Genomic DNA, 16,737 nt, shown 5'->3' on the forward strand with positions numbered 1-16,737 from the left:
GGTACGACCCCAGTCCTTGTTTTAGGGTATCGTTAAAAAGGCGAGTTCGGAAAGTAGAACTGCTTGGCGTTCTCGCGCGTGATCAGCACCGACGGGATGATGGTGTTGGCCGGCAATTTATCACCTTTCAGGCGCGCTTCCGTCGTCAGCTTGATGGCGTCGTACATGAACTTGGGCGAGTACGATACGTCGGCCACGATCAGCGGGTCGGAGCCATCCATGATCTTTTTCACGGCGCCCTTCGCGCCCGCGCCGCCGAACACTTGCTTGATGTCCGTGCGCTTGGCTTGCGCGATGGCCTTTTGCACGCCGATGGCCATATCGTCATCGGCGGCCCAGACGGCGTCGATATGCTTGAAGCGGGTCAGGTAATCCTGCATGACCTTGAAGGCATCGTCGCGGTTCCAGTTGCCGTACTTGGCGTCCAGCACCTTGATCTCGGGATGGCCTTTCATGACGGCACTGAATGCATCGTAGCGCTCGTTGTCCAGGGTGGTCGGCATGCCGCGCAGCACGACGATATTGCCCTTGCCATTCAGGCTCTTCGCCAGGTATTCGGCCGGCAGCTTGCCGAAAGCCGTGTTGTCGCCGGCGATGTACGCATCCTGCGACTGCGTGTTCGTCAAGCCGCGGTCGACCACGGTCACGTACACGCCCTTGTTTTTGACTTGCGCCACGGGCTGCGTCAGCGAGGCCGATTCGATGGGGAAGATCACCAGGGTGTTGATCTTGTTCACCGTCAACATGTCCTGCAACTGGTTCGCCTGCTCGGGCGCCGTGGCGGCCGTCTTGACGATGATTTTCAGGCCAGGATGGGCTTTTTCCAGCTCCGCCTTGGCCTGGTTCGCCCACCACACGATACCCGACGTGAAACTGTGCGTGGCCGTGGGAATGGCCACGCCGACCACCAGCTTATTTCCCCCATTCCCGGCCGCTTGCGCGCTTGGCAGCGCCCACGCCTGCATCACCAGCACTGCCATCCCTGCTACCCGTATAAAGCTCTTCATGCTGCTCTCCTCCAAGGTTGTGGGCGCCCGTTGGCCGCCCTTTCAGAACGCCGCTCTTGTTTTATTTGCGGCCTCGCTGCAGGAAGGCGACGGCGATGATCACCACGCCTTGCACTGCGGCATTCAGGTAGACACTGATGATGCTGGTCAAATTCAGGATATTGCTGATCACGGACAAGAGGATGGCGCCGATCACGGTGCCGACGATGCGTCCCTCGCCTCCCTTCAGCGCCGTGCCGCCCACAACAACGGCGGCGATGGCTTCGAGTTCCCACAGCAAGCCCGTGGTCGGCGTGGCCGAGCCCAGGCGCGGCACGTACAGCACCGTGGCGATGCCCACGCAGACGCCCAGCAGCATATAGGTGGCGATCTTGACTCTATCAACATTGATGGCCGCATAGCGCGCCACTTGCTCGTTGGAACCGATCGCCTGCACGTGGCGGCCAAAGGTCGTGCGGTTGAGGATGATGGCGCCGGCCGCCGCCACGAACAGGAAAATCCAGATCGGTATCGGTGCGCCCAGCACGCTCGTGTAATACACGGGGCTGTACAGCTCGGACAGGGTGGCGTCCAGGGTCAGGGCGCCGCCATCGGCCAGGTACGTCAATACGGCGCGGAAGATACCGAGGGTGCCCAATGTCACGATGAACGGCTCGATATTGCCCTTGCTGATGAGCAAGCCATGCATCAGGCCAAAGCCCGCGCCAAGGATCAGCGCCATGGCGATGCCCAGCACCAGCATGGTGATCGGCGCCAGATCCCCCCCGGCCCCTTGCGCCAGCGCATTCATGAAATAGATCATGCAGCCGGCGATCAGGGCCGCCATCGAGCCAACGGACAGGTCGATGCCGCCCGAGATAATCACGAAAGTCATGCCGACGGCGATGATGCCGATGAAGGCCGTGCGCGTGAGCACGTTCATCAGGTTGTCCAAGGTGGCGAAATCGCCATTGAGCAAGGTGCCCGCGATGCACAGGGCCAGCAGGCCCAGCACAGGGCCAAAGCCCTTGATGCGCGCGCCGAATCGAGCAATAGGGGATACGGTGGTATCAGTGCGTGCCGGTTGCATGGGCAATCAACTCCTCTTCAGTCAGGTGGTCAGCAGACAGGGTGGCTTGCAAGGTGCCGGCGCGCATCACGGCGACTCTGTGGCACAGGCCAATCAATTCGATCAGTTCGGATGAAATCACGATCACGGCGCGCCCTTCGGCGGCCAGGCGGTGTATCAAAAAGTAAATGTCGCGCTTGGCGCCCACGTCCACGCCGCGGCTCGGTTCATCGAGCACGACGACACGCGGGTCGGAATGCAGGTATTTCGCCAGCGCCAGCTTTTGCTGGTTGCCGCCCGACAGCATGCGCGCGCGGCTGTCCAGGTCGCCCGTGCGGATATTGAAGTCAAGCACCGCCTTGGCCAGCGCCCCCTTTTCCGCTTTCAAGTTCAGCCACGGCCGCGCATAGCGCTCCATCGTCATCATGGTGAGGTTTTCGCGCAAGCCCAGGTTCACATGCAGACCTTTTCCCTTGCGGTCTTCGCTCAGGTAAGTCATGCCGTGCTGCATCGCTTGCTTGGGCGTGCGGATATCCACCGGCTGGCCATTGAGCTCGATCGTGCCCGCGCTGCGCGGGCGCAAGCCCAGCAAGGCCTCGAACGATTCCGTGCGCCCCGCGCCCACCAGGCCCGCAAAGCCCAGCACTTCGCCGGCGCGCACCTCGAACGACAGGTCTTTCGACCAGCCGGGCACGCAGAGGCCGTCGACCTTCAGGAGCACAGGAGCTTCTTTCGCCAGCGCCACCTTGGCCGGGAACATGTCGGACAATTCGCGCCCCACCATCAGGTTCGCCATCTGCTGGCGCGTCAGGCTGGCCGTCGGCTCGCGCGTGACGAAACGCCCGTCGCGCATGACGATGACTTCGTCCGTGTTGCGCTCGACTTCGTCGAGCTTGTGGGAAATATACAAAATAGTCACGCCGTCCGCTTTCAGCTGGGCCATGACGGCAAACAATCGTTGGGTTTCCGACGACGTCAAGGTGGCCGTCGGTTCGTCCATGATCAGGAAGCGGGCGCGGCGCGACAGGGCCTTGGCGATTTCCACCAGTTGCTTTTCAGCTACGATCAGGTCGCGGATTTTCGTGTCGGGCGATACATCCAGGCCCACCTGTTTCAGGTAGCGCGAGGCTTCTTCCTGCATAGCGGCCTCGTCGAGCAGCCAGCCGCGCGTCTTTTCGTGGCCGAGGAACATGTTTTGCGCCACCGTCAGGTGCTCGGCCAGGTTGAATTCCTGGTGGATCAGCACGATACCGGCGCTCTCCGCCGCGCGCGAGCTGCTAAAGCGCCGGGGCTGGCCATCGATCAGCAACTGCCCTTCGCTCACGGCCTCATAGCCGGCAAGGATTTTCATCAGGGTCGACTTGCCGGCGCCATTTTCGCCCAGCAAGCCATACACGCGTCCTGGCGACAGGTTGAAACTGACGCCATGCAAGACACGCACGGGGCCGAAATCCTTGCAGACCCCCTCGAAACCGACGGCAACGCTCACTATGCACTCCCTCGCAGAATTAATCGGTGTTGCAGCAGCACGCCCGGCACATTGGCCGCCGGGTCCGCCAAGCGCTGCAGCAATAATCGCGCCGCCGTCTCGCCCAGTTCGCGCATCGGCTGGGCGATGGTGCTCAAGCCCGGGTCGATCTGCGCGGCGATGGCGATATCGTCGAAGCCGATGACGGCCACGTCTTCGGGCACCCTTTTTTTCAGCTGGCGCAGCGCACTCAGCACGCCGATGGCCAGGGTGTCGGAGACGGCAAAGATGGCCGTGGGCGCATCCGGTCCCGCCATCATCCGCAAGGTGGCGGCCGTGCCCGCTTCGTAATCGAGGCTTTGCACCGTGTGCACCCACTGCGGCTGCACGGGCAGGCCGGCCGCCGCCAGGGCGTCCAGGTAGCCTTGCTGGCGTTGCCGCGCGTACAGATAGCGCTCGTCGGAGTTGATCAGGCCGATGCGCGTATGGCCGCGCGACAGCAGATGCGCGACGGCATCGGAGGCGGCCCGGTGGTTGTCGATGCCGACATAGGGTACGGCCACGGCGGGATCGAATTCGCAGCACGCCACCCACGGCAGGCTGACGGATTCATGCGACAGGGCATGCTGCACCGTGTCCGGGTCGAGGCAGATGGCGCCGTCGGCGCGGTGCATGCGCAGCAAGTCGAAGTACGAGCGCTCGCGGCCCGCGTCGGCGCCCGTGTCGCACAGCAAGACGAAATAGCCGTGTTCGCGCGCCACCGTATCGATGCCGCGCACGATCTGCGCATAGAAGGGGTTGCCCACGTCGGGCACCATGGTGAGCAGCATGCGGCTCTCTGCCGTGCGCAGGCTGCGCGCCAGATGATTCATGCGGTAGCCGAGCGCGGCCACGGACGCCAGCACCTTGTCGCGCGTGGGCGCCCGCACCCCGGCCTGCTCGTTCATCACGCGCGAGACGGTGGCCACCGACACGCCCGCATGCGCGGCGACGGCGCTGATGGAGACGGTTTCTGTCGGCAATGGAGAAGGAACGGCTGCTGGCATGGCGCTTTTCAATAAAATGTAATCGATTACATTTATAAGCCAGTCGCGCGCCCGATGCAAACAATATCGATGCTGCAATGCGCAAAAAAGAGGCAGAAAGGCGGCACAAAAGTGGCCCTGCGCGGGCCGCCGCAAGCGGCTATTTCTGTGGCGGCGAGGTATTCTGCTGCACGGCAAAACGCCGTGTCGCAGATCAGGGAGCACTTATTTCATCATCGCGCAAAACGTCTCGGGATTGCCGTCAAGAATGACGCCGCTGGGCCAGCGGTGGCTGCGCTGCTGCGCGCGCAGCAAGGACGCGGCCAGGGCCGAATCGCCATCGACGGCATAGACGAAGACGGGCATGTTCAGGCTGGCGGCGTCGCCCAGCAGATTCGGATTGGCGTCCAGGCTGCGCGCATCCACGTGCACGCCCGTGGGCATGCCGATCTGCTGCTGCACGCGCTGCAGCCACGGCTTGTCCAGCTTGGGCGGGCGGGCATTTTTCGCGATATAGCGGCTGACCCGGTTCGCGCCGGCCGCCTGGGCATTGCGCGCGTCAAACACGAGCAAGCCCAGATAACCCTGCGGGTCGGCGCGGCGCGCGCACGCCAGGTTATTCGGCACGCCTGACGTCAAGAACCAGTTGCCGTGCTTGATGTTCGTACGCAACTGCGCCACCAGGGTGGCGATCGGCGCGCACGACGAGACGACATCCTTGATTTCCGCATTCAGGGTTTTCGCAGGGAAAGCCGTGGCCAGGTCGGCGACGTCGCTGACGAACGGCGGCGTTTCCGGCGTGGCCACGCCACGGTTCTTCATGCTGGCGGCGCGCCAGTCGTCGGCCGTCATCTGCTTGACGGTGCGCGGCGATCCCGTGTCGACCACCCGGCCAGTCAACAGGTCGTGGTGCACCACCCAGCTGCCGTCGCCCAGCAGCTGCAAATCCGTCTCGACGCCGTCCCAGGTGCCGAAATACGTGTTGCGCAGCGCGCTCAGCGAGTTTTCCGGCGCATTGCCGGCGCCGCGGTGGGCGTGCACCTTCATGCCCAGGCAGTCGGCCTGTACCAACGTGCAGAACGTGCTGAGCAGCAATGCCAGCGCGGCCGCCTTATTTTTGTTGCGCGTGATAGCCATAATGAATTCCCTGCAAAACGTGGATGCGGATCGCTTCGTTGACGGGGTAGCTGTAGCCCTGCCCCACCGCCACGACGTGCGTGATATTGGCCAGCAAGCCCTTGCCGGCGATTTGCCAGCGCGTGCTGTCGGGCTCGGGCTGGCGCGCCCAGTCCAGCATTTGCCCGAACAGCTCGCTGCGCGTGACGTTGTTGTCGAGAATGGACAGCATGCCCCAGCTGCCCGCAAAGGCGGTCGCCAGCACGCCCGTGGCGATCCAGGCGGAACGACGGCTCAGCTGTCCATCCGCACCCGCCTGCTCGCCACGGCGCATGGCCAGCAGCAATAATACGACGGTGGCGACCAGGTACAGCAATTTGGAAAAGTGGCCGATGGCGCCCAGCAGCGAGAAGAACAGGGCCACGGGCGGCACGATGGCGGCGCGCGCCGCTTCCTTGCCTTCATGGAAGAACCTGCCACCCGCTTCAAAGTCGGTGCGGCTGGCGCGGTATTCCACCAGTTTTTCCGCCGTCTGGCGATCGAGGAACTGCTCGAACAGGCGCCCGAACTCGGCAGGACTGGCATACGCTGGCTGCACCGTGGCGCCTGCAGGCAGTTTCAACGCTTCGCGCAATTCCGCCTGCACGCCAGGGCGCGCGACAAAGGCGGCAAACGGCAAGCCCGGCGGGATGCGTTCGCCCCGCAAGGTGACGCCCTTGCTGGCCGCCTCGGCTGTGTAGCGGCGCTTGACGGCGGCGCGGAAGCCCCGCTCGTCGTCGGTACGCCAGTTGGCGGGCACGGGCACTTTCTTGCGCACATTATTGACGACGGCCGCCTGGCGCCGCATCGGCACGGAATGCGGCTGCCAGCCACGCCGCGACAGGCTGCTCACGTATTCCTGCCACGAGGATTGCTGCTTGGCACGCAAACCGGCATCGCTGTCGGGAATAATGCCCGCATACAGCTCCCACTTGCCGGCCAGCTCGCGCATGGCTTCCTGATATTTGTCATAGTAACCGGACGGGCCGCCCGCCACCTGGCGCACGTTGGCGCGCACCAGCTGCTCCTTGGCCGGCCCCATGCGCTCGTCAAGATGCCGCACCGACACGGCAAGGAAGGGGAACAGGGCCAGGAAGGACTTGCCTTCCGGCTTGGCGAACAGGGTCGGATCGTCGACCAGGCCTTGCAGTTGCAGGCTGCCGCCTACCAGCGAGCGCTGCAGCAAGGTGGTGTTGAAGGCCATGCGGCGAAATTCCGCGTCGCGCGTATTGACCAGCACATTCACCGTGGTCTTCAGCACGCCGAAGACGACGCCGGCCGTGACCAGGCAGCAAACGATGATTTTTACCCAGCCAGGGCCGCTGCCATTGTTCTTCAGCCGGCGGCGCCACATCAGCTGCAGCACCACCAGCGCGGCGGCGATGCCGGACAGGCTGCGGCCATAGAATTCCACCCCTTCCACGTCTTCCGGCTTGACGTTGCCGCCCACCACGTCGAGCAGGCGGGCATTGAAGCCCAGCTCGAAGCACAGGTAAATGATCGTCAGGACGATCAGAATCAGGGTCTGCCGGATTTGCAGACTGCGCAAACTCGCGGCCATCTTATTTCCTCAAATCGATGACGACAGGCTTGATCTCTTCAGCCTGGAAGATCATAGGCGCCGCCGGGGCAGCCGCTGCGGCACGCGGCGCGGGCAGGCTGATGGCGGCGGGCGCCGCCGCCCTGGCCGGGGTGTCCTGGCGGCGCGCCTTGGCGCTGGCGCGGCTGCCCGCTTTCGGTGCGGCGGCAGGTGCCGGGGCCGATGCCGGGGCAGGTGGCGCCGGGATCACGCGGCCGCTGTCGCTGCCGGGCATGGTGGCGATGGCGGGACCGGTGGCACGCAAGGCGTCATCGGCAAACGGCTGCGCGCGCGTATCGACGCCGGGCGGCACAGCCACGCTGGCGTTGAGCAGGCGGTTGTCCGTGTAGATCATGCGCGACAGGCGGTTGTAGTTGGGGAAATCGATATTCAGCGATTTGGCGTCCGCCGCCAGCTCCACGCGGGGGCGGTCCTTGCAATTGCCGACCGTCCACTGCAGCACGTCCGTGCCCTGGAAAGCCAGCACTTCATAGCGGTAGGCGCAGCCGCGCTCCTGGGTTTCCACGATCACGACGGTGCGCTCGCCCACGTTTTCCACGCGCGCCACGCGGGCCGTGATGGCCTTGTCCAGCGGCACGACGCGGAACGCCTGCGACAGCTTGATCGAATACTTGCCCTTCGGATCCTTGCGCAAGGTGCCTTCCGTGCCGTCGCGCAGGCGGAAGGTGGAAATCGGCGTGCCGAACAGTTCGGCCGTATCCAGGCCCACCAGCACGCCGCCACGGCCATTCGGCGTCATGGCGCAGCCCGTCAACAGGACGCCGGCAGCCAGGCCCATGGCCAGTTTGCGCCAGTGCGCGGATGCAAAGTTCTTATACATTGTCATGCTCGATAACTTTCTCTTATTTCGGGGTCAGGGATTGATCACGGCCAGCGGATTGCCCGGGCCTGGCGGCGGCAAGACTTTCTGGCGGTCGCGCGACAGCAGGGTGAAGGCGCCCAGGGTGTCCGGCCCGGCGACGATTTCCAGCTGCTCGCGCTGCAGCCAGGTGCGGATTTCCGCCTCCGTGGCCTCGGCGCGGAACAGCACGCGCATGCGCACGCCCTTCTCGACGCCGCTGCCGCCATTGCGGAACTCCGCATTTCCGACGACGGCGCCCTCTTTCGGCAGGAACAGCCAGGCCGATTGCACCACCATCACGCTGGCGGCCACGGCCGTGACGATCTTCAGCCAGCGGTTCGCATTGGCGGCCTGCACAGGCCTCGATATCGGTGCCGTCGCTTGGGACGCGGCCGCATCGGCCGAAGCGATCTGCAATTGCTGCAGCCCCTGGCGCAGCAATTGCCGGTACGCCACGCGGCCATCCTTGCCCAGCTCGCTAGACAGCGGCGTGCCCGTCAAGACGTAATCGTCGCCGGGCAAGGCCACGCGGGCGATCATGCCCGGTGCCGCAGCTACCCCCGCCCCGTTCGCCCGGCCATGCGTTTCCAGCCAGCGCGCCGCCTGCAGGCGTTCCTGGCTGAACACGCCCAGGCAGGCGCCCAGGTCCGTCACGGCCAGGGTCACCGGCATGTCGCACAGCACCAGGCCGGCGCGCGGATCGGCGGGCGCGTCGCGCTCCTCGACCACCAGGCCGCAGGCATCCGCATACGCCGTATCCGGCGTGACGAGCCAGCCGCGCCAGCGCTGCCGCGTGCTGTCCCAGGCGTCGAGCAGCACGGCGCCGAAGCCGGGACGGCGCGCCAGCAAGTGGATCTGTCCACCGGCGATGGGCCTTGCTGCCAGCGGTGCGGCGTCGCTGCGGCGCGCGAAGCGTTGCATCACGTGTTCCGGCACGGCGATGCCGCGCCAGTCGGGGGTAGCGCCCGCCACCTCATCGTCCAGCACGTCGATGGAAGACGGTGGCGACGGCAGGCGCGCGGCAACGATGGCCAGTGTGGGCGTCAATGCAGTCATGCCGGTGGCCTTTCATCAGTATTCGGGTGGGTGGACACGGGGTCCATGTGCAGGGATAACGCGGCCACACATAAAATATCCAAAACTATTTGCGCCGCCTGCATGTCGCGCGCGACCAAGGAGTCCCCCACGCGCAGCTTGAGCAGGCTCAAGACCCAGCTGCCCAGCAAGGTGGCGCGGTGGGCCGGCTCGACGATCTGGCGTCCCGCGCTGGCAGGATCGTCCTTCTGCCTGTGCACCAGGCCCAGCTTGCCGCCGTGGTAATGCGCGGAAGCGATCTGCTCGGCCAGTTCCTTGACGGGCATGCCGCCGCAACCGCAATGGCGCAGCAGCAAGATCAAGTCACGCGGCAAGGTGGTGATAAAACTGTCTGCCGCCTCGCGCACCTGCTGTGGCGTGAGCCGGTAATCGCGCAGCGCTTCCGCATAGGCGTCGGGTGCGCGCAGTTCACAGCCTTCTTGCGCATCGGCATCCTCCTCGATGCGCTGCTTGCGCAGCTGGTCGATGATGAAGCGCTTGAAGTACAAAAACAGCGCGCCGACGTGGTGAGGCGCCGCGTCACTATCGCTGTGGAGGACTTTTTCAATGAAAAACTGGTGGCGCAAGTCGGCCAGTGAATCGCCCAGCGACGCCGCCTCGCGCGGGCGGCATGGCGTCAGCGCGGCGATGACACGCTGGTAAAACTCGCCCAGTTCGCCTTGTGTCAGCTGCGGGCGGCGGGTCCAGAAAGCATGAATCCGTTCAAATTGTTCCGATTGCACAGCCGGTCCGATCGTGTGTTGGGGCGGCGCGCGCCACTGGCCGGGAGCGAGGCTGGCCGGTAAAGAGGAAATACGCTGGACAACAAGACAAACTTGTCAGTCAGGTAAAATGCATTTAGGCAATTTTCTCATACCGTACTGGAAATCGCTAACTTTTGTTACTCACACGACAATCCCCGAGACCCCGATGCATCGCCTGATTCCCCTGTTTTTGAGCCTCATCTTTTTACTCTGCGGCAATGTCGTGCAAGCGGCTGTGGGGACCGCCGCCAGCGGTTCCGGCAAGCGCATTGCCCTGGTGATCGGCAACGCGGCCTATCCGCAACCCTTGCTGAACCCCGTGAACGATGCACGCGCCATGGCCGAGCGCTTGCGCCGCCTGGGCTTTGAAGTGCTGTTGCGCACGGACATCAATGCGGCGCAGCTGCAAAAGGCCTCGGCCGAGTTTTCCACGCAGGCGCGCGGCGCCGATATCGCCCTCGTGTTTTACGCGGGCCACGGCGCGCAGGCGGGCGAAGCCAATTATGTGCTGCCGCTGGGCGCGAACATGAATGCGCTCAGTGCGGCCGCCATTGCCGCGCAGGGCGTGTCCGTTTCCAGCCTGGCGGGCGACTTGCAGCGCACGGGCGCGCGCGGCGCCGTGCTGATCCTTGACGCTTGCCGCCAGGAATATACGCGCGGCGGCGCCGTGGTGGCTCCCGGCGGAGGCAATGCGGCCAGCCATGGCTTTGCCGACACGCAAGCACCACGCGGCGTGGTGATCGCCTATTCAGCCGGGCCCGGCGCCCTGGCGCGCGATTTCTGGTCGCCTGATTCGCGCAACAGTCCCTATACGAGCGCCCTGCTCGACGCGCTCGACGCACCGGGCCTGTCCATGGGCGACGTGTTTTCGCAAGTGGCGGCACGGGTCGCGGCCATGACGCACGACGTGCAAAAGCCCCGCGTGTCGTTTGGCGAAACGTCGGCACGGCTGGTACTGAACATGGGCAGCGGCAAGGGCGTCAGCCCGCCGGCGCCGGGCGTACTGGCATCGGGCAACAACGGCATGCGGGCGCCTGCCCCGACGGTGGAGAAGCCTGCCGCACCCGGTGCCAAGGTGTGGCCAGGCAACGTGCTGCAAGACATCAACTATGAAATCCGCATGCAGATCGCGGCCCGTCCGTTTCCCCGCCAGCAACTGGAAAAGCGCGCGCGCGGCGGGGACCTGGTGGCGCTGACGGCCCTCGGCTATGGCATCGGCGGCGGCGATGCGGGTGTGAAACAGCCGAAGGCGGGCATGCAGTGGCTGGAAAAAGCCGCCGCGAAAGACTTTCCGATTGCCCAGACCTATCTGGCGGAATTGCTGATGGTCAAAGGTGACCCAGCCTCGCTGAAACGGGCCGGCGTGCTGCTGGACGCCGCCTCGCAGGCCGGCTACACGGCCGCGCACGCGTATAAATTCGACCTGGCGCGGCGCACGGGCGCGCCGCCGCAGGATGCCGCCCGGCATTTGCAGGACGCCTTCATGGGCTTGATGAAGGATTACCAGGGCGCCGCCAAGGACCTGATGCAGCCGCCGAAAAAATAATTCAAAATAATTTTGGATTTCCCTGAACTGCCCCCGTTATCCGTGGGTACATGCAATACAGCATGACAGTGACCAGGAAAATCCCATGCAACCATCCAGCCCAGCAGCAATCACCACCGGCCAACGGGGCCGCATCCTCGCCTACCAACCGAGCGGACAAGGTTCCGTCAGCGTGGCTGGCATTCAACACGCCTTCGACGTGGCCACGCACTGGCGTTCGGACGTGGCGCCCGCCATCAATGCCGTCGTCGACGTGCGTTTTAACGAGTCAGGCGGCCTCGACACGGTCAGCGCCGTGGCAACGCAGCAACTGGCGCAGGAAGAGATGGCCGGCGCGGCCAAGCTGGCGCGCGACAAGGGCCAGCAGCTGTGGAGCCAGGCCGTGTCCGCCCTGGGCATCAAGGTGCTGGCCAGCCTGGGCGTCTTGATCGCCGGCGCCTTTGTCTTCAACACCATCGGCATCCGCCTGTTCGCCTCCGTTTCGCGCACCTATTGGCAGCTGCTGGGCCTGTCCGCCGACAGCCTGGAAAGCTTTGCCCGCGATGGCGGCGGCGGTTTTACCTCGGCACAATTCTTCTTCCTGCTGGCCATTGCCGCCTGCTGCGCCACCATGGCCAGCAGCCACCCGAAAGCGGCGCTGGGCAAGTGCGCGCCGCTGCTGTTCGTCGTCATCCACAGCAGCTTGCTGTTCATCAAGATCAAGGGCGCCGTCAGCGACGCGGGCAACGCCATGGGCGGCATCATGGGCTCGCGCGCGGCACGCATGGCAGAGCAGATGGCCAGCGAAATGCTGGGGCAAGTGTGGCAAGGACTCTCGTTCGGCATCGGCTTTTACCTGGTGCTGGCCGCCAGCATTGTCCTGGCCGCTTACGGTTATGGCGAATACAAACGCAAAACCGTCGGCTAAGTCACCTCTTACACACCCATACTGAAGGAAATACCATGAACCGCACTTTCCCCGCCCTGCTCGCCATCGCCCTGCTCCTGTCCGCCTGCGGCAAGAACGACACCGCCACACCAGCCGCCTCCGCCCCCGTCGCCGCGAATGTCGCGGACCTGGCCGCCAAGGCGCAGGTAAAAGCGGCCGCCGCCAGCCTGCCGCAAGCGGACGCCGCCACGCCAACGTCCAGCTATGTCGACATCACCAGCGGCAACCAGTTGATGTACAGCTACATCGCCCTGTCCGGCGTGCCGCCCGACTATGCGGCCGTGGCGCAGCGCATCTCGCGCGAATATGCGGGCAGCAACGATGCCTTCCGCAAGCAGGAAGTGCTCGACGCCCTGAAACCGCAGATCGACGCCAAGGTCAGCGAAGCGAAAACCAGGCGCTACCTGCGCTACCAGATCAATGGCCAGGGCGCGCTGTCCCCGTACGCCATGGACAAGGCAGCCTTCCCCGCCAAGTTCGCCGAAGCGGGCACGTATTACTACATGTACGACAACGGCGACTACAAGCTGGCGTTCACGAATGGCGACGGTTATTCGCTGCTGAAGGTGGACCAGGAGGCAGCGCGCAAGATCGAGGCAGCGCGCAGCGGCTACAAGGACTTCGCCATCGTCGTGTACGCCTACGCCCAGGAAGCGGACATGGCCAGCCATCAGGTCAAGGCGCAGATCGTCAAGGTGGCGATCAAGCTGAACGGGGAAGAAATTCCCGTCAGCCAGGCGCAGTAGAACGGGCTCGGTTACACTGTTCGCCACATTGCATCGGGATAGCGACATGGGCGAACAGACACTGGCGGAACAACATCTGGCAAACGGGCAACGGCTGCAGCAGGCGGGCAAGCTGATCGAGGCGATCAACGCCTACCAGGCCGCCCATAAACTGAACCCGGCCCTGGCCGAAGCACAGCATTTCCAGGGCCTGGCGATGCTGGAGCTGGGTCAGGGCGCCATCGGCCTGGGCCTGTTAAAACTGTCGCTCAAGCAACAGCCCGACAATGCCCTGTTCCACTACAACCTCGGTAATGTGTTGCGCGGCACGGACAACGAGGCGGCGCTGGCCAGCTACGCCACGGCGGCGCGGCTGGCGCCGCACGAACACGATTTCGCCATCAGCCATGCCGAATTGCTGATGGGCAAACAGCAGCTGGCGGACACCATCGCCGAGCTGGAACGGGCCCATACCCTGCGTCCGCAGCGCTGGCAAACCCTGCAGGGACTGGCCGAGCTGTACTACCGCACGGGCCAGCAGGAACTGGCGCTGGCCCGCTACGCGCAAGGCCTGACGCTGCATCCGGCGCTGGCGCAAACGTGCTGCATCGGCTTTGCCAGCCCCAGCGCGGAAAACACGGAACGGGTGAGCACGCCCGACGTGCCGGCAAGCCTGCACGACTTCCTGCGCGAAACAGATTTGCACATCCTCGACGATTTCCTGCCCGATCCGGCCGCCTGGCGCGCCCAGGCGCTGGCGTTGCCATTCGAGCAGCAGCGCTATGCGGGACAAAACTATCCGGGCAGCCAGACGGCGGGCCAGCCCAGCCAGGCCATCATGGAGCGCATCGCCACGGCCCTGGGCCGCCCCATCCGTTTTATCTCGCCCGACAATGGCTCGTACCGCCTCAGCTATGTGGACGCGATGGCGCGCACGGATATCCACGTGGATAATGAGACGGGCAACAATTTCAATTTCTATGCGGGCGTGCTGTATCTGAACCCGCCCGAGCAGTGCCAGGGCGGCACCACGTTCTGGCGCCACCAGCCCAGCGGCTGGTACCGGCGATTACCTGAGGCGGACGTGAAAGCGGGCGGCTACGCCAGCTTCAAGGACTTCCAGAAACGCTGGCTGCCAAACAGTAAAGTACAGAAATTCAACGACTTGCAGGAACAGCGCGACAGTTGGCAAGCGCTGCTGGAAGTGCCCATGCGTCACAACCGCCTGATCGTCTACAAGGGCCATTACTTTCACTCGATCAGCAATGTGTTTGGCGACACGCCGGAGAATGGGCGATTGGTGCAGCTGTTTTTCTTTGAGGTGCCCGATTAAGCATGCTGCGCGGGTATTGTCGGATTACGCCCTGCGGGCTAATCCGACCTACCTGTCTTTTTTGAAGTGCCCGATTAATTGGCGGTAAAAATCCCCGAAGTTGGTGACGGCGCCGAAGAAAATGTTCAGGGCCAGGCGCCGTGCCGCAGGCAGTACGAATGTACGACAAGGCACGGCAACAACGCCATGGACGTTTTATTGGGTGATCGTCAATACATGTCCGCGGCGGTCGCCCGCACAGCTTTGAGCAGCATATCCGCCCCCGGCGACAGCAAATGATCCTGCTGGCGGATGATGCCGAACGCATCCATCTTGCACGGCAATTCGATGGGCAAAATGCTCAGCACGTTCAACGATTCATAGTAGTGCGCCACTTCCGTCGGCATCACGTGCAGCGAGTCCGTTTGCTGCAGCAAGGACGTAATCAGCAGCAAAGCCGTCGTGTCGACCACGTCGACAGGCGGCTCCTGTCCCGCGCGGCGGAACATCATGTCGAAGCGGTGGCGCAGGATGCTGCCTTGCGGCGGCAAGATCCACGGCTGGCCCGCCAAGTCTTTCAATTGCAGATTCTTGCGCGACAGCAGCGGATGGCCATTGCGCGCCACGGCGCTGGCCGGCTCTTCCGTCAATTCCTCGTAGATGAGGCCGGCGCTGCTTTCCTTTTCCAGGATGCGCCCGATCATGAAGTCCAGGGTGCCGTGCTGCAGCATGTCCATCAGGGTATTGCTGTGCTCCAGGTGCACGCCGATGCGCATCAGCGGCGCCTGCTGCTTGATGCGGGCGATCGCGCGCGGCAGCAAGGCCATGGCCGGCGTCATGATGACGCCCACCTCCACCTGGCCCGTCAAGCCCGATTTCAGGGCGACGATGTCGTCATGCGCCAGCGACAGGCTCGTCAAGGCCATGCGCGCGTGGCGTATCATCGTCTCGCCATAGATGGTCGGCTCCATGCCGCGCGGCAACCTGTCGAACAGCCGCACGTCCAGCATCTCTTCCAGGTCCTTGATTTGCTTGGACGCCGCCGGCTGCGTCATGTGCAATTCTTCCGCCGCGCGGTGGATGTTGCGCTGCTCGTCAAGGGCGATCAACAGCAGCAATTGCCGCGTCTTCAGGCGGGCTCGCAAGAACCAGTTGGGGTTGAGGGTATCCATGAATAAATCATATCATGATCGATATCGGTTCTAACTCAATATCGATGTTATAGATATCGGTGTGTCTCCTTTTTGTGCGTAGTCAACGAGCGTTCAGGATGCCTTGCAGGCGGCGCTGGGATTGGCGGCCGGACCGGCCGTCTGCTGGATGAATTCGATGGTGCCGTCGGGCTTGTATTTCAGCTCTTCCACTGCCACGGAGCGCCGGTATTCGCCGCCGCCGGGCAACTTGTCGTTGTGATAGAAGATGTAGGACTTGCCGTTGAATTCGATGATGGCCTGGTGAATGGTTTTCACGATGGCATTCTTGTCCATGATGGTGCTGCGGAAATGCCAGGGACCTGTCGGCGTCGGCCCGGTCGAGTACGCCGTTTCCTCGGGGAAGTTGCGCGAGTACGACAAGTAATACGTGCCCGCATGCTTGTGCATATAGGCCGCTTCCGTAAACGCATCCATGCCGAAGGTCAGGATCGGGCCGTCCAGCTCCGTCATGTTCGCTTTCAGCTTGGCGTACTTCAAGACCGTGTTGCCCCAGTAAATGTAGGCCTGGCCGTCCGTATCGATGAAGACGGCCGGATCGATGTCGTCCCAGGGAATGGCCGTCTGCTTCGTCATGTCGTTCGTGATCAGGGCGCTGCCGCGCGCGTCGACGAACGGCCCGGTCGGGCTGTCGGACACGGCCACGCCGATGGCCTTGCCGGCGATGGTCTTGTGGTCGACGGTCGAGTAAAAATAGTATTTGTTGCCGCGCTTGACGATGTCGCCGGCCCAGGCATCCTTGCCGGCCCACGCGAAGGTCGAGTAACGCACGGGCGAGCCGTGATCCGTCCAGTTCGCCATGTCGCACGAGGAATACACGCGCCACTCGTTCATGCGGTAATCCGTATCCGTGGCGCTCGCTTCATCGTGGCCGACGTACAGGTACACCCTGCCATTGTCGACCAGCGCGGCCGGGTCGCCCGTGTAGATATTTTTCACGATGGGGTTGGCCGCCTGCACGCCGAATGGGGCGCAGGCGAGCGCCGCCGCCATGCCGATGGCTGCGGCAAGTGTGTGTTGCTTGAACATCAGA

15 protein-coding genes are annotated in these 16,737 nt (G+C 63.8%); 4 read left to right on the top strand and 11 right to left on the bottom strand.

Annotated elements, in window-relative coordinates; genetic code table 11:
• Positions 1–32: 32 nt before the first annotated feature.
• The 9 genes from BLT98_RS16200 to BLT98_RS16240 all read right to left on the bottom strand — a co-directional run bounded on the left by BLT98_RS16200 (position 33) and on the right by BLT98_RS16240 (position 9,961).
• The gene (locus tag BLT98_RS16200; protein WP_225317255.1) at positions 33–965 is read right to left on the bottom strand and encodes a substrate-binding domain-containing protein; all 933 of its coding nucleotides are present in this window, start codon (positions 963–965) and stop codon (positions 33–35) included.
• 103 nt (positions 966–1,068) lie between these two features.
• Positions 1,069–2,076, bottom strand: coding sequence for an ABC transporter permease (locus BLT98_RS16205; protein WP_092609402.1), 1,008 nt, complete (start codon positions 2,074–2,076; stop codon positions 1,069–1,071).
• Complete coding sequence (locus BLT98_RS16210) at positions 2,057–3,544, bottom strand: sugar ABC transporter ATP-binding protein (protein ID WP_092609404.1); 1,488 nt, start codon at positions 3,542–3,544, stop codon at positions 2,057–2,059. Before BLT98_RS16210 ends, BLT98_RS16205 begins: the two co-directional genes overlap by 20 nt.
• Entirely contained in the window at positions 3,544–4,569 is a 1,026-nt protein-coding gene (locus BLT98_RS16215; RefSeq protein ID WP_092609407.1) for a LacI family DNA-binding transcriptional regulator, read from the bottom strand. Before BLT98_RS16215 ends, BLT98_RS16210 begins: the two co-directional genes overlap by 1 nt.
• Before the next feature lie 204 nt (positions 4,570–4,773).
• Positions 4,774–5,685: a glycerophosphodiester phosphodiesterase gene (locus BLT98_RS16220; RefSeq protein ID WP_092609411.1), complete on the bottom strand. Its 912-nt coding sequence runs from the start codon at positions 5,683–5,685 to the stop codon at positions 4,774–4,776.
• Positions 5,660–7,264, bottom strand: coding sequence for a hypothetical protein (locus BLT98_RS16225; protein WP_244517512.1), 1,605 nt, complete (start codon positions 7,262–7,264; stop codon positions 5,660–5,662). Before BLT98_RS16225 ends, BLT98_RS16220 begins: the two co-directional genes overlap by 26 nt.
• Before the next feature lies 1 nt (position 7,265).
• Positions 7,266–8,123, bottom strand: a complete 858-nt coding sequence (locus BLT98_RS16230) for a hypothetical protein (RefSeq protein WP_052140229.1) — start codon at positions 8,121–8,123, stop codon at positions 7,266–7,268.
• Positions 8,124–8,156: 33 nt separating this feature from the next.
• Positions 8,157–9,200, bottom strand: coding sequence for a hypothetical protein (locus BLT98_RS16235; RefSeq protein ID WP_092609414.1), 1,044 nt, complete (start codon positions 9,198–9,200; stop codon positions 8,157–8,159).
• Positions 9,197–9,961: a hypothetical protein gene (locus BLT98_RS16240; protein ID WP_092609417.1), complete on the bottom strand. Its 765-nt coding sequence runs from the start codon at positions 9,959–9,961 to the stop codon at positions 9,197–9,199. The genes BLT98_RS16235 and BLT98_RS16240 overlap by 4 nt, the downstream gene beginning before the upstream one ends.
• Before the next feature lie 187 nt (positions 9,962–10,148).
• On the opposite strand from BLT98_RS16240, the gene BLT98_RS16245 reads away from it, so the two are divergent.
• The 4 genes from BLT98_RS16245 to BLT98_RS16260 all read left to right on the top strand — a co-directional run bounded on the left by BLT98_RS16245 (position 10,149) and on the right by BLT98_RS16260 (position 14,514).
• Positions 10,149–11,528, top strand: a complete 1,380-nt coding sequence (locus tag BLT98_RS16245) for a caspase family protein (RefSeq protein ID WP_170846402.1) — start codon at positions 10,149–10,151, stop codon at positions 11,526–11,528.
• An 85-nt stretch (positions 11,529–11,613) separates the two neighbouring features.
• Positions 11,614–12,435: a hypothetical protein gene (locus BLT98_RS16250; protein WP_092609423.1), complete on the top strand. Its 822-nt coding sequence runs from the start codon at positions 11,614–11,616 to the stop codon at positions 12,433–12,435.
• A gap of 35 nt (positions 12,436–12,470) precedes the next feature.
• Positions 12,471–13,202 (top strand): hypothetical protein, encoded by a 732-nt coding sequence (locus tag BLT98_RS16255; protein ID WP_092609426.1) that lies wholly within the window; start codon positions 12,471–12,473, stop codon positions 13,200–13,202.
• A gap of 46 nt (positions 13,203–13,248) precedes the next feature.
• On the top strand, positions 13,249–14,514 hold the full coding sequence (locus tag BLT98_RS16260) for a DUF6445 family protein (protein ID WP_092609429.1): 1,266 nt from the start codon (positions 13,249–13,251) through the stop codon (positions 14,512–14,514).
• 209 nt (positions 14,515–14,723) lie between these two features.
• Here the strand turns inward: BLT98_RS16260 and BLT98_RS16265 are convergent, their stop codons facing one another.
• Both BLT98_RS16265 and BLT98_RS16270 read right to left on the bottom strand, forming a co-directional pair.
• Positions 14,724–15,665, bottom strand: coding sequence for a LysR family transcriptional regulator (locus tag BLT98_RS16265; protein WP_034752932.1), 942 nt, complete (start codon positions 15,663–15,665; stop codon positions 14,724–14,726).
• A gap of 93 nt (positions 15,666–15,758) precedes the next feature.
• Positions 15,759–16,733, bottom strand: a complete 975-nt coding sequence (locus BLT98_RS16270; protein ID WP_092609432.1) for a glycoside hydrolase family 43 protein — start codon at positions 16,731–16,733, stop codon at positions 15,759–15,761.
• Between the last annotated feature and the right edge of the window lie 4 nt (positions 16,734–16,737).

Origin of the sequence: Janthinobacterium sp. YR213 (genome assembly GCF_900099875.1) — a bacterium.
GTDB lineage: Bacteria > Pseudomonadota > Gammaproteobacteria > Burkholderiales > Burkholderiaceae_D > Janthinobacterium > Janthinobacterium lividum.